This is a genomic window from Pseudomonas sp. FP2254 (assembly GCF_030687695.1).
Taxonomy (GTDB): Bacteria; Pseudomonadota; Gammaproteobacteria; order Pseudomonadales; family Pseudomonadaceae; genus Aquipseudomonas; species Aquipseudomonas quebecensis.
Genome location: NZ_CP117444.1, coordinates 283,340 through 302,103, shown reverse-complemented (window position 1 = coordinate 302,103; position 18,764 = coordinate 283,340). Strand labels below are relative to the sequence as shown.

At 61.1% G+C, this 18,764-nt stretch carries 18 protein-coding genes; 12 read left to right on the top strand and 6 right to left on the bottom strand.

Translation table 11 applies throughout. From position 1 onward, the window contains the following. Positions 1-78 precede the first annotated feature (78 nt). From rfbB to PSH94_RS01340, 7 genes are read left to right on the top strand one after another with little or no spacing between them, the layout of a single operon-like run. Positions 79-1,161 carry a dTDP-glucose 4,6-dehydratase gene (gene rfbB, locus PSH94_RS01370; RefSeq protein WP_181081005.1) on the top strand — a complete coding sequence of 361 codons (1,083 nt, stop codon included), beginning with the start codon at positions 79-81 and terminating at the stop codon, positions 1,159-1,161. Further along, positions 1,158-2,033, top strand: coding sequence for a glucose-1-phosphate thymidylyltransferase RfbA (rfbA, locus tag PSH94_RS01365; RefSeq protein WP_266245440.1), 876 nt, complete (start codon positions 1,158-1,160; stop codon positions 2,031-2,033). The genes rfbB and rfbA overlap by 4 nt, the downstream gene beginning before the upstream one ends. Beyond that, positions 2,030-2,575: a dTDP-4-dehydrorhamnose 3,5-epimerase gene (gene rfbC, locus PSH94_RS01360; RefSeq protein WP_266245439.1), complete on the top strand. Its 546-nt coding sequence runs from the start codon at positions 2,030-2,032 to the stop codon at positions 2,573-2,575. The genes rfbA and rfbC overlap by 4 nt, the downstream gene beginning before the upstream one ends. Beyond that, positions 2,572-3,441 carry a dTDP-4-dehydrorhamnose reductase gene (gene rfbD, locus PSH94_RS01355; RefSeq protein WP_305436193.1) on the top strand — a complete coding sequence of 290 codons (870 nt, stop codon included), beginning with the start codon at positions 2,572-2,574 and terminating at the stop codon, positions 3,439-3,441. Before rfbC ends, rfbD begins: the two co-directional genes overlap by 4 nt. A gap of 36 nt (positions 3,442-3,477) precedes the next feature. Then, the gene (locus PSH94_RS01350; RefSeq protein ID WP_305436191.1) at positions 3,478-5,286 is read left to right on the top strand and encodes an ATP-binding protein; all 1,809 of its coding nucleotides are present in this window, start codon (positions 3,478-3,480) and stop codon (positions 5,284-5,286) included. Beyond that, the gene (locus PSH94_RS01345) at positions 5,283-6,668 is read left to right on the top strand and encodes a sigma-54 dependent transcriptional regulator (RefSeq protein ID WP_181081010.1); all 1,386 of its coding nucleotides are present in this window, start codon (positions 5,283-5,285) and stop codon (positions 6,666-6,668) included. Before PSH94_RS01350 ends, PSH94_RS01345 begins: the two co-directional genes overlap by 4 nt. A 26-nt stretch (positions 6,669-6,694) precedes the next feature. Then, positions 6,695-7,150 (top strand): YiiD C-terminal domain-containing protein, encoded by a 456-nt coding sequence (locus PSH94_RS01340; protein WP_266247447.1) that lies wholly within the window; start codon positions 6,695-6,697, stop codon positions 7,148-7,150. Between the two features lie 62 nt (positions 7,151-7,212). Here PSH94_RS01340 and cysQ read toward each other — a convergent pair whose 3' ends face one another. Together cysQ and nudE are read right to left on the bottom strand one after the other, a co-directional pair. Beyond that, positions 7,213-8,049, bottom strand: a complete 837-nt coding sequence (cysQ, locus tag PSH94_RS01335) for a 3'(2'),5'-bisphosphate nucleotidase CysQ (RefSeq protein WP_305436190.1) — start codon at positions 8,047-8,049, stop codon at positions 7,213-7,215. After that, positions 8,046-8,612: an ADP compounds hydrolase NudE gene (gene nudE, locus PSH94_RS01330; RefSeq protein ID WP_181081012.1), complete on the bottom strand. Its 567-nt coding sequence runs from the start codon at positions 8,610-8,612 to the stop codon at positions 8,046-8,048. The genes cysQ and nudE overlap by 4 nt, the downstream gene beginning before the upstream one ends. Positions 8,613-8,699: 87 nt before the next feature. On the opposite strand from nudE, the gene yrfG reads away from it, so the two are divergent. Then, positions 8,700-9,362, top strand: a complete 663-nt coding sequence (gene yrfG / locus PSH94_RS01325; RefSeq protein WP_305436188.1) for a GMP/IMP nucleotidase — start codon at positions 8,700-8,702, stop codon at positions 9,360-9,362. A 47-nt stretch (positions 9,363-9,409) separates the two neighbouring features. Here the strand turns inward: yrfG and lysM are convergent, their stop codons facing one another. After that, on the bottom strand, positions 9,410-9,850 hold the full coding sequence (gene lysM, locus PSH94_RS01320; RefSeq protein WP_181081014.1) for a peptidoglycan-binding protein LysM: 441 nt from the start codon (positions 9,848-9,850) through the stop codon (positions 9,410-9,412). 132 nt (positions 9,851-9,982) lie between these two features. Here lysM and PSH94_RS01315 point away from each other — a divergent pair, with 132 nt between their 5' ends. The 4 genes from PSH94_RS01315 (at position 9,983) to PSH94_RS01300 (ending at position 14,836) form a co-directional block, all read left to right on the top strand. After that, entirely contained in the window at positions 9,983-10,870 is an 888-nt protein-coding gene (locus PSH94_RS01315; RefSeq protein ID WP_181081015.1) for a LysR family transcriptional regulator, read from the top strand. A gap of 97 nt (positions 10,871-10,967) precedes the next feature. Beyond that, complete coding sequence (fdhD, locus tag PSH94_RS01310) at positions 10,968-11,804, top strand: formate dehydrogenase accessory sulfurtransferase FdhD (protein WP_305436187.1); 837 nt, start codon at positions 10,968-10,970, stop codon at positions 11,802-11,804. Beyond that, on the top strand, positions 11,801-14,149 hold the full coding sequence (locus tag PSH94_RS01305; protein ID WP_305436186.1) for an FdhF/YdeP family oxidoreductase: 2,349 nt from the start codon (positions 11,801-11,803) through the stop codon (positions 14,147-14,149). Before fdhD ends, PSH94_RS01305 begins: the two co-directional genes overlap by 4 nt. 207 nt (positions 14,150-14,356) lie before the next feature. Then, positions 14,357-14,836: a glycine zipper domain-containing protein gene (locus PSH94_RS01300; protein WP_181081018.1), complete on the top strand. Its 480-nt coding sequence runs from the start codon at positions 14,357-14,359 to the stop codon at positions 14,834-14,836. Between the two features lie 64 nt (positions 14,837-14,900). Here PSH94_RS01300 and PSH94_RS01295 read toward each other — a convergent pair whose 3' ends face one another. From PSH94_RS01295 to PSH94_RS01285, 3 genes are all read right to left on the bottom strand, one after another. Then, positions 14,901-15,332: a thioesterase family protein gene (locus PSH94_RS01295; protein WP_305436184.1), complete on the bottom strand. Its 432-nt coding sequence runs from the start codon at positions 15,330-15,332 to the stop codon at positions 14,901-14,903. Positions 15,333-15,355: 23 nt separating this feature from the next. After that, complete coding sequence (locus PSH94_RS01290; protein WP_305436182.1) at positions 15,356-17,293, bottom strand: ATP-dependent DNA helicase RecQ; 1,938 nt, start codon at positions 17,291-17,293, stop codon at positions 15,356-15,358. A 230-nt stretch (positions 17,294-17,523) separates the two neighbouring features. Then, the gene (locus PSH94_RS01285) at positions 17,524-18,699 is read right to left on the bottom strand and encodes a tetratricopeptide repeat protein (RefSeq protein ID WP_305436181.1); all 1,176 of its coding nucleotides are present in this window, start codon (positions 18,697-18,699) and stop codon (positions 17,524-17,526) included. Positions 18,700-18,764 lie beyond the last annotated feature (65 nt).

Sequence of the window (18,764 nt, the reverse complement as noted above, 5' to 3'; positions counted from 1 at the left end):
GCACTTGCGCTGCCCGACGCCACAACTCAAGCTATGCCCCACTCGCTCGATGTCCGTCTAAGGAAAAGGCTCCCCGACATGCGTATTCTCATCACCGGCGGTGCCGGTTTTATTGGCTCTGCCCTTATCCGTCACCTGATCCAAAACACCGAGCATGAAGTGCTCAACCTCGACAAACTCACGTATGCCGGCAACCTGGAGTCGCTGACCAGCATCGCGTCCAACAGCCGCTACGAGTTCGTCCAGGCCGATATCATCGACCAGGCCACCGTCAGCACCGTGCTGGCGCGCTTCGAGCCCCAGGCCATCATGCACCTGGCCGCCGAGTCCCACGTCGACCGTTCGATTGATGGCCCGTCGGATTTTATCCAGACCAACATCGTCGGCACCTACAGCCTGCTCGAAGCTACCCGCGCCTATTGGCATAAGCTGGCCGAACCTGCCAAAAGCGCTTTCCGCTTCCATCATATTTCCACCGATGAAGTGTATGGCGACCTGCACGGGGTGGACGATCTGTTCACCGAGACCACGCCTTACGCACCCAGCTCGCCCTACTCCGCCAGCAAGGCCGCTTCCGACCATCTGGTGCGCGCCTGGCAGCGTACCTATGGCCTGCCTGTGCTGCTGACCAACTGCTCGAACAACTACGGGCCGTTCCATTTCCCCGAAAAGCTGATCCCGTTGGTGATTCTCAACGCCCTCGCGGGTAAGCCATTACCGGTCTATGGTGATGGTTTGCAGGTGCGCGACTGGCTGTTCGTCGAAGACCACGCCCGCGCCCTGCTGAAAGTGGTCACCGAAGGCGTGGTTGGCGAGACCTACAATATCGGCGGGCACAACGAGCAAAAGAACATCGACGTGGTACGCGGTATCTGCACCCTGCTGGAAGAGCTGGCACCACAGCGGCCCGCAGGCGTCGCGCAATTCAGCGACCTGATCACCTTCGTCAAGGATCGTCCAGGTCACGACCAACGCTACGCGATCGACGCCAGCAAGATCGAACGCGAGCTGGGCTGGGTTCCGGAAGAAACCTTCGAAAGCGGCCTGCGCAAAACCGTGCAGTGGTACCTCGATAACCTGGAATGGTGCCGCAGGGTCCAGGACGGCAGTTATCAGGGCGAACGTTTGGGCAACACCGACATGAAGGATCTGATTGCATGATGAAGGGAATCGTATTGGCCGGTGGCTCCGGCACGCGTTTGCACCCCATTACCCTGGGCGTGTCCAAACAACTGTTGCCGGTGTACGACAAGCCGATGATCTACTACCCGATCTCAGTGCTGATGCTGGCGGGGATCAAGGACATCCTGGTGATTTCCACACCGGTGGACTTGCCGCAATACCGCAACCTGCTGGGCGATGGCAGCCAGTTCGGCGTGCGATTCAGCTACGCGGAGCAGCCGTCGCCTGATGGCTTGGCCCAAGCGTTCATCATCGGCGAAGAGTTTATCGGCGATGATCCGGTCTGTTTGATCCTGGGCGACAATATCTTCCACGGTCAGCATTTCGGCGATCAATTGCGCACCGCCGCCAATCGCCCGTCCGGCGCCACGGTATTCGGTTACTGGGTCAAGGATCCCGAACGTTTCGGTGTGATCGACTTCGACAAGGAAGGCCGTGCGCTGTCCATCGAAGAAAAACCCGCCAAGCCAAGATCCAGCTACGCCGTGACCGGCCTGTACTTCTATGACAACGATGTGATCAAGATCGCCAAGGCGGTCAAGCCTTCGCCTCGTGGTGAACTGGAGATCACCGACGTCAACAATGCTTATCTCAAGCGTGGCGACCTGCATGTTGAACGCTTTGGCCGTGGTTTTGCCTGGCTCGACACCGGCACCCACGACAGCTTGCTCGAGGCCTCGACGTACGTGCAGACCATCGAACATCGCCAAGGATTGAAAGTGGCATGCCTTGAAGAAATCGCTTACGAAAATGGGTGGATAGACCGCAACCACCTGCTGCAGCGCGCCAAATATTTCGGCAAGACCGGCTATGGTCAATACCTGTACTCGCTGGCGGGAGATAGCCAGTGAACGTGGTTGAAACCTCACTTCCCGGCGTTGTAATCCTCGAACCCAAAGTCTTTGGCGACGATCGGGGTTTTTTCTACGAGAGCTTCAACGCCAAGACGTTTAAACAGGCCACGGGGCTCGAACGCAATTTCGTTCAAGACAACCATTCGCGCTCGCAAAAAGGCGTGCTGCGGGGTTTGCACTATCAGTTGAAACACACACAGGGAAAACTCGTGCGCGTCACCGCAGGTGAGGTACTCGACGTGGCTGTGGACATTCGTCGCAGTTCACCGAACTTCGGCCAATGGGTGAGCGTCCGTTTGTCGGCTCAGAACCATCGTCAGCTTTGGGTGCCCGAAGGTTTTGCCCATGGGTTCGTGGTGTTGAGCGAATACGCAGAGTTTCTCTACAAGACCACTGATTACTATCAGCCCGGTGCTGAGCGCTGCATCGTGTGGAACGACCCAACGCTGGCAATCGATTGGCAACTGACCGAGACGCCGCAACTGTCCGTCAAGGACCAGGCGGGCAAACGTTTAATGGAAGCTGACTTGTTCCCATGAAAATCCTTATCACCGGCCAACACGGTCAAGTCTCCCAGGCGCTGCAGCAGCAGCTCCCCCCGCTCGGCGAGCTGATCGTGCTGGGTCGCGATCAATTGGATCTGACCAACGCCGACCAGATTCGCCGGCAGGTCCGTGCCCATCGTCCCGACCTGATCATCAATGCCGCCGCCCACACGGCAGTCGACCAGGCCGAAAGCGAGCCGGAGGTGGCCTTCGCGATCAATGCCACCGCCCCCGGCATCCTGGCTGAAGAGGCCAAGGCCCTGGGCGCGCCGCTGATCCACTACTCCACCGACTACGTGTTCGACGGCAGCAAGGCGGCGCCGTACACCGAAGCGGACACGCCGCACCCGTTGGGCGTGTATGGCCAGAGCAAGCTCGCCGGCGAGCAGGCGATTACGGCAGTGGGAGGCGAGCACCTGATCCTTCGCACCAGTTGGGTCTACTCCAACCACGGCAAGAACTTCCTGCTGACCATGCAGCGCCTGTTGCAGGAGAAGCCGCAGATGCGCATCGTCGCCGACCAGATTGGCGCGCCGACCTGGGCCGGTACCATCGCAGGCAGTACCCGCGCCCTGATCGAACGTTGGCAGGCCGGGGATGCCGGAGCATGGGGGGTCTACCACCTGACCGCCCAGGGTGAAACGTCGTGGTTCGGCTTTGCCGAGGCCATCGGCGAGTACCTGCGGGCCACCGGCAAAGCCTGCGCCGAGCTGGAAGCCATCCCTTCCAGTGCTTACCCGACGCCCGCCAAACGCCCGTTGAACTCGCGCCTCGACTGCAGCCGTCTGCAACGCGAATGGCACGTCAGCCAACCGCACTGGCTGGACGCACTGCGCGAGTGTCTTGCACAGCCGCACTAGGCATAATGCGCCTGTACCCACAGGCGCATGACTCCCATGACTCCACCCCTTCCGCGAAGACCCCGCTGGCGCAGCCTCGCGCTGCTGGCGTTGTGCCTGGCGCCGCTGCTATGGCCGCTGGAGCACCTGGCCGAGCGCTACTATCGCAGTGAACTGGCCGGGCAGAACCGTCAGACCCTCGACCTATACGTCGCCAACCTGCTGGGCACCCTGCACCGCTACGAAGTGCTGCCGCAGATCCTCGGCGACCTGCCCGCCTTGCGCAGCGCACTGGCGGCGCCGCAGGTCAGCACCAACCTGGCCAACGCCAATCAATTGCTCAGGGACGTCGCCGCCCAGGCCGGTGTGGAGGTGATGTACCTGATGGACACCACCGGCAAGACCCTTGCCGCGTCCAATTGGGACAAGCAGGACAGCTTTGTCGGACGCAATTTCTCGTTCCGGCCGTATTTCAGCGAAGCCATGGCCGGGCGCCTGGGACGCTTTTTCGGGCTGGGCACCACCTCCGCCAAACGCGGGTATTTTTTCGCCGCAGCGGTGCGCGATGGGGCAAAAATCATCGGTGTGCTGGTGGTCAAGGTCGACCTGGACCACACCGAAAGCCTGTGGGGCAACACCCCGGAACAACTGCTGGTCACCGACCACAACGGTGTGGTGATCCTGACCTCACGCCCGCAATGGCGATTTCGCGCCACGCGGCCGCTTACCCCCGAAGAACGCCAGGCCATCATCGCCATCCAACCCTACCCGACGCGCGACCCACAGCCGCTGAACCTGAGCAGCAGCGCCTGGCTGCGGCAGTCCACGGCCATCGCCGAAACCGGCTGGAATGTAGAAATTCTCGCGCCGAAATCCTTGATCAGTCGCCCGGTGCGCACCGTGGTGGCCGTGGGCGGCGCGGCGCTGCTGGCGTTGATGCTGTTGCTGGGGTTGTTGATGCAGCGCCGCCGACATTATCTAGAACGCATCGCTTTCGAAGCCAAGGCCCGCCGCGAACTGGAAATGCGTGTGGCCGAACGGACCAGCGACCTGGAAGGCCTTAACCGGCGCCTGAAACAGGAGGTGCTGGAACGCGAGCACGCCCAGCAGGAACTGGTACGCGCCCAGGATGACCTGGTGCAGGCCGGCAAGTTGTCTGCGCTGGGAACCATGTCGGCGAGTATCAGCCATGAACTCAACCAGCCCCTGGCCGCAATCCGCAGCTACGCCGAGAACGCCGAAATCCTGCTCGATCATCAGCGCACAGACGACGCGCGCGGCAACCTCAAGCTGATCAGCGAGCTGACCGGGCGCATGGCCTCGATCATCGCCCATCTGCGCGCCTTCGCCCGCCGCGACCGCCACGCGCCTGAAAGCGTAGCCCTGCAACCCGCGCTCGACGATGCCCTGGCGCTGCTGGCCAAACGTCGCCGCTCGATGGAGGTGGAGCTGATCCGCGATCTACCGGAAGCCACGCTATGGGTGCAGGCCGGCGAGACTCGCCTGCGCCAGGTACTGGGCAATCTGCTGGCAAATGCCTTGGACGCACTGACCGAAAAAGGCCCGCCGCGCAAACTCTGGCTGAGTGCCGAAACCACCGCCCAGGGCGTCAACCTGTACATTCGCGACAACGGCCCGGGCTTTTGCATGGAAGCCCTGGGCCGCGCCAGCGAGCCGTTCTACACCACCAAGACGCGCACCCAGGGCCTGGGGCTGGGCCTGGCCATCTGTGAAACGCTGATGCGCGCCTTTGGTGGCGAACTGTTGTTTGCCAACCACAAGGAAGGCGGCGCGCTGTTAACCTTGAAATTGCGCGCCGGCTCGCCGGGCGTCAGTCTGCAACCGTCCGAGGACCGCAGTGTATGAGTATCGATAACCAGATTCAGGTGGTGCTGATCGACGACGATCCGCACTTGCGTCAGGCCCTGTGCCAGACCCTGGACCTGGCCGGGCTGAAAGTCCTGCCACTGGGCGAAGCCACCGGCCTCACCGCACAGCTGTCGCGAGACTGGCCGGGAGTGGTGGTCAGCGATATCCGTATGCCCGGTATTGACGGCCTGGAGCTTTTGACCGAACTGCACGGCCAGGACCCGGACCTGCCGGTGCTGTTGATCACCGGCCACGGTGATGTGCCGCTGGCCGTGCAAGCCATGCGCGCCGGCGCTTACGACTTCCTCGAAAAACCCTTCGCCAGCGACGCCTTGCTCGACAGCGTGCGCCGCGCCCTGGCCCTGCGTCGACTGGTGCTGGACAACCGCAGCCTGCGCCTGGCCCTCAGCGACCGCCAGCAACTGAGCACACGCCTGGTGGGGCATTCGCCGCAGATGCTGCGCCTGCGCGAGCAGATCGGCGCCTTGGCCGCGACCAGGGCCGATGTGCTGATCCTCGGCGAGACCGGCGCCGGTAAAGAAGTGGTGGCGCGCGCGCTGCACGATCTGTCGAGCCGACGCAGCGGGCCGTTCGTGGCGATCAACGCCGGGGCGCTGGCCGAATCGGTAGTCGAAAGCGAACTGTTCGGCCATGAACCCGGCGCGTTCACCGGCGCGCAGAAACGCCGCATCGGCAAATTCGAGTTCGCCAATGGCGGCACGTTGTTTCTGGATGAAATCGAAAGCATGAGCCTGGATGTGCAGGTCAAGCTCCTGCGCCTGTTGCAAGAGCGCGTAGTCGAGCGCCTGGGTGGCAACCAGTTGATCCCGCTGGACATCCGCATCATTGCCGCCACCAAGGAAGACCTGCGCCAGGCCGCTGACCAGGGCCGCTTCCGCGCCGACCTGTATTACCGTCTCAACGTCGCGCCGCTGCGCATTCCACCGTTGCGCGAACGCGGCGAGGATGCGCTGATGCTGTTCCAGCACTTCGCCGACGAAGCCAGCAGCCGCCACGGCCTGCCGCTGCATGAATTGCAACCGGGCCAGCGCGCATTGCTGTTGCGCCACAGCTGGCCGGGTAACGTGCGGGAACTGCAGAACGCCGCCGAACGCTTTGCACTGGGCCTGGAACTGGCCCTGGACAGCTCGGCCGACAACCCCACCGGCAGCGTGCTGACATCTACACCGGGCGGCTTGAGCGAACAGGTCGAACAGTTCGAAAAAAGCCTGATCGCCGCCGAACTCGCCCGCCCTCACAGCTCCCTGCGCAGCCTTGCCGAAGCCTTGGGCGTACCGCGCAAGACCTTGCACGACAAACTGCGCAAGCACGGGCTGAACTTCGCCGACAGCACTCATCAGGGTGCCGACGACGAATGACCCTTCCCATCCGCCAAGAGGCCGCCATGAGCCGCGACAGCCGTTACCTGGAATCCATCCTTCACCACGACATTCCCCTGACCCGGGAAATGGGGCTCAAGGTGCTCGACTGGCAACACGGCCAGTTACAGCTGCACCTGCCCTTGCAAGCCAATATCAACCACAAGAGCACCATGTTTGGCGGCAGCCTTTACTGCGGCGCGGTGCTGGCAGGCTGGGGCTGGCTGCACCTGCAGCTGCGCGAAGAAGGCATCGAGGACGGGCATATCGTGATTCAGGAGGGGCAGATCAGCTATCCGCTGCCGGTGACACGGGACGCCACGGTGATTTGCCAGGCGCCCGAGGACAAGGTGTGGAAGCGCTTTTGCGCGACCTACCAGCGCTATGGTCGGGCGCGGTTGACGTTGGATACGTGGATCGTGAACGAGGGGAGTGACGAACGAGCGGTCGCCTTCACCGGCCAATACGTTCTGCACCGTTAGAAGCCCATACACAAAACAACTCTGGGAGCGGGCCAGCTCCCCCAGTCAGATTCCTTAAGGTGTTAAGAACGCGCCAAGCTCAACAAACGCTCACGCCACGCCGCCTTGGCCGGCAGCGCCAAAAAGAACGGATTGAGGAGCGATTCACGCGCCGGATAACTGAACGGCGCACCGCTCAACTCCAGTACTTCGCCACCGGCGCCTTCCAGCACGCCCTGTGCGGCAGCGGTGTCCCATTGCGATGTCGGCGCCAGGCGTGGATAGCAATCGGCACTGCCTTCAGCCAGCAGGCAAAACTTCAGCGAGCTGCCGATATTGGCCAGCTTCAACTCACCCAACCCCTCACTGAGCCCTTTGAGCAAACGCTCTTGCTCAGGGCTGCTGTGTCGACGACTGGCCACCACCGTAAAGGACTCACCCAGCCCCGGCGCTTCGCGTACCTGAATCTGTCGAGGGGCTTCGTTGACGTCCGACCGCCACGCTCCCAGGCCAGCGCCACCGAAGTAGCAACGACCACTGGTGGGCATCGAGACCACGCCAAACACTACGCGCCCTTCTTCGATCAGCGCGATATTGACGGTGAATTCTTCGCTGCCGGCGATGAACTCCTTGGTGCCGTCCAGCGGGTCCACCAGCCACCAGCGCTGCCAGGTGGCACGCACGCTCTGGTCGATACCGGCATCTTCCTCGGAGAGCACCGGGATGCTCGGGTCCAGTGCCGTAAGGCCATCGAGAATCAGATGATGGGCCGCCAGGTCCGCTGCCGTGACCGGCGAATCGTCGGCCTTGGAGGTCACGGCCACATCGGCGCGCCAGTACGGGAGGATTACTTCTCCGGCCTGCCGGGCCAATTCAATCACGGGGGCAATAAACGGGTGGCCCAGAAACAGTTCGCTCATGCGGTGAAGGCTCCGCGCTGGGTCAACAGGTCACGAACCAGGTACAGCGCGGCCAGGGCGCGGCCTTCGCTGAATTGCTCGTTCTGCGCCAGGCTCGACAGCTCCCGCAGGTTGACCTTGTCCACCCGCATCGGCTCGGGCTCATCGCCTTCCAGGCGCTCTTCATACAAATCGGTGGCCAGCACCACTTGGATTTTCTGGCTCATATAGCCCGGCGACAGCGACAGCTCGGTAATGTGTTCCAACTGTCGCGCACCGTAGCCGGCCTCCTCCTTGAGTTCCCGGTCCGCGGCGGCCAGTACGTCCTCGCCGGGCTCGATCAGGCCCTTGGGCAGTGACACTTCATATTCGTCCGTGCCGCCGCAGTACTCTTCCACCAGCAACGCATGGTCGTCATCGATCATCGCCACGATCATCACTGCGCCGTAACCCGCACCCCGCCCCACCAGGCGCTCGTAGGTCCGTTCAACGCCATTGGAGAAGCGCAACTGCACTTCCTCCACGCGGAACAAACGGCTACTGGCGACTATTTCGCGGGCGAGAACAGTGGGTTTCTGGCGCATAAGCGGCTCCTTGGCGTGATCGGGTTACTATACCGTGGCTTTTCTGATTGTCTGCGTCGGATATCTTTACTTACGTGAGAACGCCCCATGCCCTCTTTGCCCTGGCACGCCATCGACACCGTCCTGCTGGACATGGACGGCACCCTGCTCGACCTGCATTACGACAACCATTTCTGGATGGAACACCTGCCTCAGCGTTACGCCGAGTTGCATGGCGTCAGCCGCGCCATGGCCGAGATGGAACTGCAGCCCCTGTTCGAGCGTAACGCCGGACAGTTGCAATGGTATTGCCTGGACTTCTGGAGCGCGGAACTCAACCTCCCGGTACGCGAACTCAAGCTGGAGACCGCGCACTTGATCGCCCTGCGCCCGGATGCCGACACGTTTTTGCAGGCCATCAAACAGGCCGGCAAGCGGGTCATCCTGATCACCAACGCTCACCGCGATTCGCTGTCGTTGAAGTTGGAACGCATCGAGCTGGCACCCTATTTCGAACGGTTGATCAGCTCCCACGACTACGGTTTCGCCAAGGAAAACCCGCAATTCTGGGACGTTTTGCAAGCGGATATCGATTTCGACCCGGCCCGCAGCCTGTTTATCGACGACACCCTGCCGATTCTGCGCAGCGCGGGGGCGTTCGGTGTGGGGCATTTGCTGGCGGTGAAAGAACCGGATAGCAAGAAGGGGCCAAAGGACACGGGCGAGTTTGCAGCGGTGGGCGACTACCGCGATCTCATCGTCGGGCTCTGAACCAATGTGGGAGGGGGCAAGCCTCCTCCCACATTTTCAACCCTGTATTACTCAGGAATACGCAGCGTCTGCCCTGGGTAGATTTTGTCCACATCTTTGAGCATTGGCTTATTGGCCTCGAAGATTTTGTTGTACTGGTTGGCGTTGCCATACACCGCCAGGGAAATCGCGCTCAGGGTATCGCCCTTTTTCACTACGACGAAACGGGCAGCGGCAACAGTCGGGCCGGTTACGGTGATCTGGTCATCCACACTGGCCACACCTTGAATGTTACCCAGCGCCAGCAGGATCTTCTCTTTCTCTTCCTGGGTGGCCACTTCACCGGTGACGGTCACTTTGTCACCCTCCACCGTGGTCTGCACGTTCGGATTACCCAGACCCACCTTGGCTACGTGTTCCTTCAACTGCTCACTGGCGTTGGCATTGCCCGGCGTCAACAGGTCGATCAACTTCTCGCCGGCTTCCTTAACAAAGCTTAAAAGACTCATGGTGCGCTCTCCTTGGGATTTGAGTTCCAGATGCCCAAGACTAGACCAGTCATACACAAATGCGTTCCAGCCCGACCAAAGACCCAAACGCGCTAGAATCCCCCCGCCATTGGAATAAGCCCTGGAGCGAAGATGGACATCAAACAGCTGAAATTTCTCATCGCCCTCGACGAGACCCGTCACTTCGGCCAGGCCGCGGCACGTTGCCATATCACCCAGCCCACCTTATCCATGCGCCTGCGCAGCCTGGAAGAGGAGCTGGACTTGCCGCTGGTCAATCGCGGCCAGCGCTTCGAAGGCTTTACGGCCCCCGGCGAACGGGTCCTGGCATGGGCACGCACCGTGCTGGCGGCGTACGACGGTTTGCAGGCCGAAGCAGCGGCGTGTCGTGGCAATCTGGTAGGGACGTTGCGCCTGGGGGTTGTGCCGCTGTCGAGCTTCGATCCTTTGGCACTGATGCAGCAATTGCACAAAGAACACCCGAGCCTGCGCTTTGAGCTGTCGGCACTCAGCTCCGAGCAGATCCTTGAGCAACTGGCCAGCAATCGCCTGGACCTGGGTGTTTCTTATCTGGAGCGTCTGGACACCGAACGCTTCGACTCCCTGGCCTTGGGCGAGACCCGTATGGGCCTGCTGTACGACCAGCGTTTCTTCAGCTTCGGCGACACACCCTTGAGCTGGGAAGCGCTGATCGAACTGCCGCTGGGCATGCTCACCAGCGGCATGCATTTTCGCCAATCCATCGACCACAACTTCCACAGCCGCGGCCTGCACCCGCAACCGCTGCTGCAGACCGATGCCGTCCATCAGTTATTACAAGCAGTACATGGCGGCTTGTGCTGCGCGGTGATGCCGTTGGAAGGCGGGCTGGACGCGCTGACCGAACACCTGCGCCTGCAACCGATCGAGGATGCCCATACCCTGGCCCGCCTGGGGCTGATCATGCGCCGCAGCGCGCCGCGTTCGGCGCTGGCCGAGGCGTGTTTCGCGCTGTATCAGAAATCGCTGGCCTCGCCTTGATCGACGTCATCTATCGCTAGATCAGTACTGGCAATTAGACGCGACGCTTTGTCGCGCCTAGTCTAACCACTGATCAATCCGTCGGTGGTATCGCCCCATGAACGCCCAGCGCCCAACCTGCGCGGCGCCTGCAGCAGATGCGCCCGCGTCGGCCAGCCAGAGCTATCAATACTGCACGCTTGACCGCACAAACGTCGACAGCACCGCGCTGGCCGAAGAAGTGGCGCTGGCGATCGCCTATAACGACATCAGCCAGGCCGTGATGCTGGTGACCCCGACCGATCTGGAAGACTTTATCGTCGGTTTCAGCCTGGGCAGCGGCATCATCGCTGACATCAGTGACATGTATGACCTGAAACTCAGTGGCTCGGGCTCCGCCCAGTACGCCCACGTGCAGATTTCCAATCGCGCGTTCTGGAACCTCAAGCAACAGCGCCGCCAGTTGGCGGGCACCAGCGGCTGCGGCCTGTGCGGCGTAGAAGCCGTGGAACAAGCCCTGCCGGATCTGCCAGTGCTGCCCGGCGCGCCTCTGCCGCCCGTTGAGTGGCTCGATGGCCTGCGTCACCGCATCAGCGCTTTCCAGCCCCTGGGCCAGCACAGCGGTGCGGTGCACGCGGCGGTCTTTATGAATAACCAGGGCGAATTGTTGCTGGGCCGCGAAGACATCGGCCGGCACAACGCCCTGGACAAGTTGATCGGCGCGTTGATCCGCCAACAGCTCCCAACCGACGGTGGCGTGGCGATTGTCACCAGCCGTTGCAGCCTCGAACTGATTCAGAAAGTCCTGCGCGCGGGCATCCAGACCCTGGTCAGCCTGTCGGCGCCCACCGGCCTGGCCCTGCAATGGGCCCGCCGACACAACCTCAATCTCATCCACCTGCCGCAGAAAAGTGCGCCGCGGGTCTACAGCCCTGCGATGGAGAACCAGCCATGAGCAATCATCATCAAGCCGACCAAACCCCGACCCCGCGCTACAAGCCGTACAAAGGCCCGGCCGGCGGCTGGGGCGCGCTGATCAGCGTCGCACATGCCTGGCTGACCAGCGACAACGCGTTGAAAAACCTGCGCATGATGCTCAAGACCAACCAGAACGGCGGCTTCGACTGCCCAGGCTGCGCCTGGGGCGACTCGCCGGAAAGCGGCATGGTCAAGTTCTGCGAAAACGGCGCCAAGGCGGTCAACTGGGAAGCCACCAAGCGCCGCGTGGATGGTGCATTCTTCGCCAAACACAGCGTCACCGCCTTGCTGGAGCAGAGCGACTACTGGCTGGAATATCAGGGCCGCCTGACCGAGCCGATGCGCTACGACCCCGCAAGCGACCGTTACAAACCCATCAGTTGGGAAGCGGCCTTCGATCTGATCGGCAAGCATCTCAATGCCCTGCCCAGCCCGGACATGGCTGAGTTCTATACCTCCGGACGCGCCAGCAACGAAGCCGCGTACCTGTATCAACTCTTTGTACGCGCCTACGGCACCAACAACTTCCCGGACTGCTCGAACATGTGCCACGAAGCCAGCGGCGTGGCCCTGGCGCAGAGCGTGGGGGTCGGCAAAGGCACGGTGACCTTTGATGACTTCGAACATGCCGACGCGATCTTCGTCTGGGGCCAGAACCCTGGCACCAACCATCCGCGCATGCTCGAACCCTTGCGCGAGGCGGTAAAGCGCGGCGCCCAGGTGGTGTGCATCAACCCACTCAAGGAGCGCGGCCTGGAACGCTTCCAGCATCCGCAGCATCCGCTGGAAATGCTCACCAACGGCGACAAGCCGACCAATACCGCGTATTTCCGCCCGGCATTGGGCGGCGACATGGCCATCTTGCGCGGCATGGCCAAGTTCCTGCTGTTGTGGGAACGCCAGGCCCAGGCCGAAGGCAAGGAAGCCGTGTTCGACCACGACTTCCTCAATGAACATACCGCCAACGTGCTGGATTACCTGGCCAGGATCGACGACACCTCATGGGATGAGATCGTCGAGCAATCCGGCCTGTCCCTGGTGGAAATCGAGCAGGCGGCGCGCATGTACGCCAAAGGCAAGAACGTGATCATGTGCTGGGCGATGGGTATCACCCAGCACCGCCACTCGGTGCCGACCATTCAGGAAATCGCCAACCTGATGCTGCTGCGCGGCAATATCGGCCGTCCGGGCGCAGGCCTGTGCCCGGTACGTGGTCACAGCAACGTGCAGGGCGACCGCACCATGGGCATCAATGAGCGCCCGCCGGTCGCGTTCCTTGATGCGCTGGAGCGCCGCTTCCAGTTCCAGGTGCCGCGCACCAACGGCCACAACGTGGTCGAAGCGATCCACGCCATGCTGGAGGGCCGCTCCAAGGTGTTTATCGGCCTGGGCGGCAACTTCGCCCAAGCCACGCCGGACAGCACGCGCACCTTCCAAGCGCTGCGCAACTGCGACCTGACCGTGCAGATCAGCACCAAGCTCAACCGCAGCCATCTGATGCACGGCAAAGAGGCGCTGATCCTGCCGTGCCTGGGCCGTACCGACATCGATATCCAGGCCGAAGGCCCGCAAGCGGTGACGGTGGAAGACTCGTTCAGCATGGTCCACGGCTCCAATGGTCAATTGCAGCCGCTGTCGAGCCTGATGAAATCCGAGCCGGCGATTCTGGCCGGCATCGCCGCCGCGACCCTGGGCAGCCAGCCGGTCGATTGGAACTGGCTGGTAGCGGACTACCGACGCATCCGCGACCTGATCGCCGACACCATCCCCGGCTTCAAGGACTTCAACGAGAAGATCAAAAACCCGGGCGGTTTCTATCTGGGTAACTCCGCAGGTGCGCGCCGCTGGAACACCCCATCGGGCCGCGCCAGCTTCCGCCCGAACGTGCTGCCCAAGGATCTGATCCACGAACGCACCCACGCCACAGGGCGCGTGCCGGATTTGATCATGCAGTCGATGCGTTCCCACGATCAGTACAACACCACCATTTATGGCTTGGACGACCGTTACCGTGGGGTCAAGGGGCAGCGTGACGTGTTGTTCGTCAACGAAGCCGACATCATCCGACTTGGCTTCAAGCCAGGACAGAAGGCCGACATTGTGTCGTTGTGGGAGGATGGACGCGAGCGCCGGGTGAAGGGCTTCACTTTGCTGGCATTTGATATTCCAGCGGGGCAGGCAGCGGCTTATTACCCGGAAGTGAACCCGCTGGTGCCGCTCGAAAGCACAGGCGATGGCAGCCATACGCCAACGTCGAAGTTTGTGGCGATCCGCCTGGAAACGGCGAGCGAGAGCGGTTTGATCCTGTCGCGGTCGGCTTGACCGATCATTTCGGACACAAAAAAAGGCCGCTTTTATATAAAAGCGGCCGTTCCGAAGTAGCTAATGACTCGTAAAAATCACTTAAGTTCCATAGTTAAAACAGTAACTTAGAGAATTGTGTACAACTCGTGTTACTGGTCGGATTTCTATTGTCACAATGTCAATACAGCCTCAGGATCGCGCCGTCATCCCCTTGAGGTTTCCCGAATGAAGTTCTCCTCGATTCTCTTGTTGTCCCTTGGCCTGGTCAGTGGCGCAGCCATGGCCGGTGGCACCACCGAAGCCGGTGTGGGCGGCGCATTGGGCGGGGTTCTAGGTTCTGTCGTCGGCCAGCAGCTGGGCGGCAACACCGGTTCGACGATTGGCGCAGCCCTCGGTGGCGCGGGCGGCAGCGCGGTCGGCGCCGACAAACGCAGCCGTGGCGAAGCAGCCATTGGCGGCGCACTGGGCGCAGCCGGCGGTAACGTTGTGGGCCGCAGCGTCGGCGGCAGCACAGGTGCACTGGTCGGCTCCGCAGCCGGCGGTGGCGCGGGTGGTGCATTGGGCAACTATATGGGCAACAAGAGCGACGACGATGACCGTGGTTATCGTGGTCGCGACGACCGTCGCTATTATCGTGACGATCACCCAGGCCGCGGTCACGCCTACGGGCATCGCAAGAACAAACATCACTACCGTCACCGCTAAGCTCTAAAGAACACCTCAACACCCCTGTGGGAGGGGCTTGCCACCTCCCACATCGGCTTGTCGGTCAGGCCACCAACCTCTGCAATGCCTCGCGTAGCACTCCCGGAATCGTCACCGGCTGGTTTGTCCCCCGATCCACGAACACATGCACAAAACGCCCCGCCGCACAGGCTTCCTGCTCGCCTGCCTTGAATACCGCCAACTCGTATTGCACTGAGCTGTTGCCCAACTTGCCCACGCGCAGGCCGATATCAATGCGCTCCGGGAAAGCAATCGACGCAAAGTAATCGCACGCCGAACTGACCACAAACCCGACCACTTCCCCGTCATGGATATTCAGCCCGCCCTGTTCAATCAGGTAGGTATTCACCGCCGTGTCAAAAAAGCTGTAGTAGGTGACGTTGTTCACATGGCCGTACACATCGTTGTCGTGCCAGCGCGTGATGATCGACAGGAAGTGAGGGTAATCGGCACGTTGCGGCACTGAGTCAGGCATGGATACCTCTCATGAAAGGGAAGTTACAGGTCATGCAAATGAGCCTCGGCCCATTCGCGTACGTCGGCGTAGGGGTAGTCTTCCAGCGCAGCGAAACCCGGAATGCCCCGCGCCTTTAACTTGGTAAACAACGGTACGCTGATACCTCCCAGGAAACGCGTCAGCCGTTCAGCGCCGGGCAGTTGGCCGGTATGTTCATGATGCCTGTGGATAAAATCACCGCACAGCCCCATGAAGTTTTTATCCACAAGCGGCGGCAGACCCGGCGGTGCCGGCAGATGCGCGACATGCCCGTGGCACACCGAGCAATGCCCGCAGCGTTGCGGCGCATTTTCATCGCCGAAATACCGTGCCAGCCGCTGCCCCAGGCATTGTTCAGTGGCGAAGAGGTCCAGCATGGCGTGGATCCGCGCCACCTCCGTCACCTCGTGCTGCTTGAAGCCTGTGTATAACTCGGCGCTCAACCGCTGTGGGTCAAAATCGGTATTCAGCAGGCTGTAGACCTCCGTCATCTGCTTGCTTTCCAGCTCGATCAGCCCCTGTTCCTGGAAGTAATCCAGCGCCTTCACCACCCGGCTGCGCTCGGCGTTGTGCTGCTGGTAAAGCGCATCGAAATCCACCGTGGCCCAGGTTTTCGCGCGCTTGCACACTTGGATGATCGCCGCGACAAACTGTTGCCGCTCACCGGCAAAGCGCGCCAATAAAGCCTCGGGGTCGACCAGATACTTGAAGCGGTATTCCGCGTAAAACGCGTAGCGCGGCGCGATCACGCCCTTGAGCTCCAGTTGCACCAGCAGCGTCTTGAGCGGTAGCTCGCGGATATTGCTGTGATCCGACAGCGACCTCAGCAGGAACTCCCACTGCCCCTCGCTACGCGCCGCCTGCAAGTCTTCGAGCACGCGGCGAATACCCTCCTGCTCAGGCGTGTCGCCGTAGACGAAGTTCTCCAGCACATTGAGGCTGTCGCGGTTGGCCAGCACCAGGCAGTCCGAAGGCTGGCCATCACGCCCGGCGCGGCCGATTTCCTGGCTGTAGTTCTCGATGGACTTGGGCAGGTCGAAGTGCACCACATTACGGATATCGCTTTTATCGATGCCCATCCCGAACGCGATGGTGGCCACAATGCAATTGGAGCGCCCGTCCATGAAGCGCTGCTGGATACCTTCGCGTTTATCGTGGGGCAAGCCGGCATGATAGGCCTCGGCCTGGATGCCGTTACGGTTCAGATGCTCGGCAATCTGCTCGGCGGTTTTCTGCAGGGTGACGTAGACGATGCTCGGCTGGTTGGCCCGCTCGCTCATCCACTGCACAAGACGGCGGCGCTTGTCTGCACCGTTGACCGGTTCGACCAGCAAATTAAGGTTCGGTCGATAGAAGCCCGTGGTGACCACGTCGTCCGGCGCAATGGCGAACTTGGCCTGCATATCGGCGATCACCTTGGGCGTCGCTGTCGCCGTCAACAGCAACGCTTGCGGGATCTTGAACTGGCGTTGGTAGTCCGGCAGCTTCAGATAGTCCGGACGGAAGTTGTGGCCCCATTCGGAAATACAGTGCGCCTCATCCACCACCAGCAACGAGATCTGCACACTTTGCAGGAAGTTGCGAAAGCGTTCGTTCTTCAAGCGCTCCACGGAAATCATCAGGATTTTCAGCTCGCCGGAACGCGCCCGGGCCATCACATCATTGGCATCCTCTCGGCTTTGCGCCGAATCGATACTGCCTGCTGAAATACCGTGGCGTTGCAGGAAGCCCAACTGATCCTGCATCAGCGCCAACAGCGGCGACACCACCAGCGTCAGGTGCGGCAGCAAAACCGCCGACAACTGGTAACAGAGGGACTTGCCCGATCCGGTAGGGAAAATGGCTGCGGCCGAACGGCCGGCCAGCACGGCGCTGACAGCTTCTTCCTGGCCCGTACGAAACTGTGGATAACCAAAGACCTGCTGGAGGGTGTCGTGCATAGGCTGTCACTCCATTGACCGCTGAAGGTGGCTTAAAAACGTAGCCCAGTCAGTTCAGCGAATCGAGAAAGGTCGCATGGAAAAAAGAGACAGGATGATACACAGGGTGCAGCAATGGCCTTGGGCCAAGTTCGACGAATTCGACTGTGGCTGTAGGAACACTACAACCCAAAGGTGGGAGGGGCTATCGGGAGCCCCTCCCACATTTTCAAAACTGCACTACAGCTGAATCAGCGATTCCGCACCCGCTCGATCGCCGTGTCATACACCGGGTTGGCCTTCTGTTCCTTGGCTAGCTGGTAATGACGCAACGCATCCGCAAACTGCCCCGCCGCTTCGTAGATCCGCGCAATGTTGTAGTAGGCACCGGCACGCACGGTCGCTGCATTCGCGCCAGTGGCCAAGGCGACGGCCTTACGATTGGCCCAGATCGACTCGGCGGTGTTACCGGCCTTCTGATAAGCCAGGCCAAGGTTGCCGTACGCTTTGCCGAAGCCGTTGTCCAGATCGATCGCCTGACGGAACAACTCGATGGCCTGATCCAGATTGCCGGCCTGGTAGGCTGCTTCACCTTGCACGTTCAGACGTTTCGCGTCCGCTTGTGCGGAGGAGCTGACGGCCACGGCGGTCACGGCAACGCTGTCATCCAGCAACGGTTTGACTTCGTTGAGCACATCCTTGGCGTCCACCTTTACACCGCTGAAGGTATTGATGTCCTGGAAGTCGCCGCTGCCGGTCATGCGGAATACCGTCCACAGGTTGCCGCTACGGTTTTTCGGCACGTAGTAAGTGCGCACCAGCGACTGGCCCATGTACACGAACACTTTGGCTTCGCTGTTCGACAACTGGCGTGAACTCGGATTGGCGATATTGGTGAAGTCATGCACCGCATATACATAACTTTCGCCGTAGTGTTTTTTCTGCAGGGTGATGGTTTCCGGGCCATAGCTGTCGACGTCGTCCACGTCCAACTCGGCGTCAGTCCCCTGCTTGTTTTCGAAATAAATGTTATTGCCCGGGAAAATCATGTGGGAGTCGAGATCTTCCGGGGTCTTGCCCCACGTCAGCACGACGCGCAGCCCGTCAAGGTTTTCCATGACCGGGCTGATGGCATAGGTCATGCCTGCGCAAGGGCACTTGACCACCAGGTTGGAATAGCCCGGCTTCTTGATGATCAACAGGTTGCTCGCATCATCGGCGGCTTCGCTGGTCAGGGTCACTTGGCCCTGGGCGTTGGTGCGGCCCACCACGTTCTGCGCACCATTGCGCTGCAGCAATACTTCGGCATCGGCGATTTTCTGATCCTTGACCACCGCGCTGAGCACTTCAATCGGCAACTGCTCGGCCTGAACGGAAAAAGCCACCGCACACAATGACATCGTCGAAGCGACACGAAGCAAACTCATGCTTAACTCCCTTTAAATGATGGGCGGAATCGCCCTACAAGATTTTGCGGTGAAACATACGCTGA

Excerpts from the sequence above, each read along its gene's own strand:
- lysM (WP_181081014.1), bottom strand. The coding sequence starts at position 9,850 with ATGAGTCTTTTAAGCTTTGTTAAGGAAGCCGGCGAGAAGTTGATCGAC.
- rfbD (WP_305436193.1), top strand. The coding sequence starts at position 2,572 with ATGAAAATCCTTATCACCGGCCAACACGGTCAAGTCTCCCAGGCGCTG.
- PSH94_RS01290 (WP_305436182.1), bottom strand. The coding sequence starts at position 17,293 with ATGCACGACACCCTCCAGCAGGTCTTTGGTTATCCACAGTTTCGTACG.
- PSH94_RS01305 (WP_305436186.1), top strand. The coding sequence starts at position 11,801 with ATGAGCAATCATCATCAAGCCGACCAAACCCCGACCCCGCGCTACAAG.
- PSH94_RS01300 (WP_181081018.1), top strand. The coding sequence starts at position 14,357 with ATGAAGTTCTCCTCGATTCTCTTGTTGTCCCTTGGCCTGGTCAGTGGC.
- fdhD (WP_305436187.1), top strand. The coding sequence starts at position 10,968 with ATGAACGCCCAGCGCCCAACCTGCGCGGCGCCTGCAGCAGATGCGCCC.
- nudE (WP_181081012.1), bottom strand. The coding sequence starts at position 8,612 with ATGCGCCAGAAACCCACTGTTCTCGCCCGCGAAATAGTCGCCAGTAGC.
- PSH94_RS01345 (WP_181081010.1), top strand. The coding sequence starts at position 5,283 with ATGAGTATCGATAACCAGATTCAGGTGGTGCTGATCGACGACGATCCG.
- rfbB (WP_181081005.1), top strand. The coding sequence starts at position 79 with ATGCGTATTCTCATCACCGGCGGTGCCGGTTTTATTGGCTCTGCCCTT.
- cysQ (WP_305436190.1), bottom strand. The coding sequence starts at position 8,049 with ATGAGCGAACTGTTTCTGGGCCACCCGTTTATTGCCCCCGTGATTGAA.
- PSH94_RS01285 (WP_305436181.1), bottom strand. The coding sequence starts at position 18,699 with ATGAGTTTGCTTCGTGTCGCTTCGACGATGTCATTGTGTGCGGTGGCT.
- PSH94_RS01315 (WP_181081015.1), top strand. The coding sequence starts at position 9,983 with ATGGACATCAAACAGCTGAAATTTCTCATCGCCCTCGACGAGACCCGT.
- PSH94_RS01350 (WP_305436191.1), top strand. The coding sequence starts at position 3,478 with ATGACTCCACCCCTTCCGCGAAGACCCCGCTGGCGCAGCCTCGCGCTG.
- PSH94_RS01340 (WP_266247447.1), top strand. The coding sequence starts at position 6,695 with ATGAGCCGCGACAGCCGTTACCTGGAATCCATCCTTCACCACGACATT.
- yrfG (WP_305436188.1), top strand. The coding sequence starts at position 8,700 with ATGCCCTCTTTGCCCTGGCACGCCATCGACACCGTCCTGCTGGACATG.
- rfbA (WP_266245440.1), top strand. The coding sequence starts at position 1,158 with ATGATGAAGGGAATCGTATTGGCCGGTGGCTCCGGCACGCGTTTGCAC.
- PSH94_RS01295 (WP_305436184.1), bottom strand. The coding sequence starts at position 15,332 with ATGCCTGACTCAGTGCCGCAACGTGCCGATTACCCTCACTTCCTGTCG.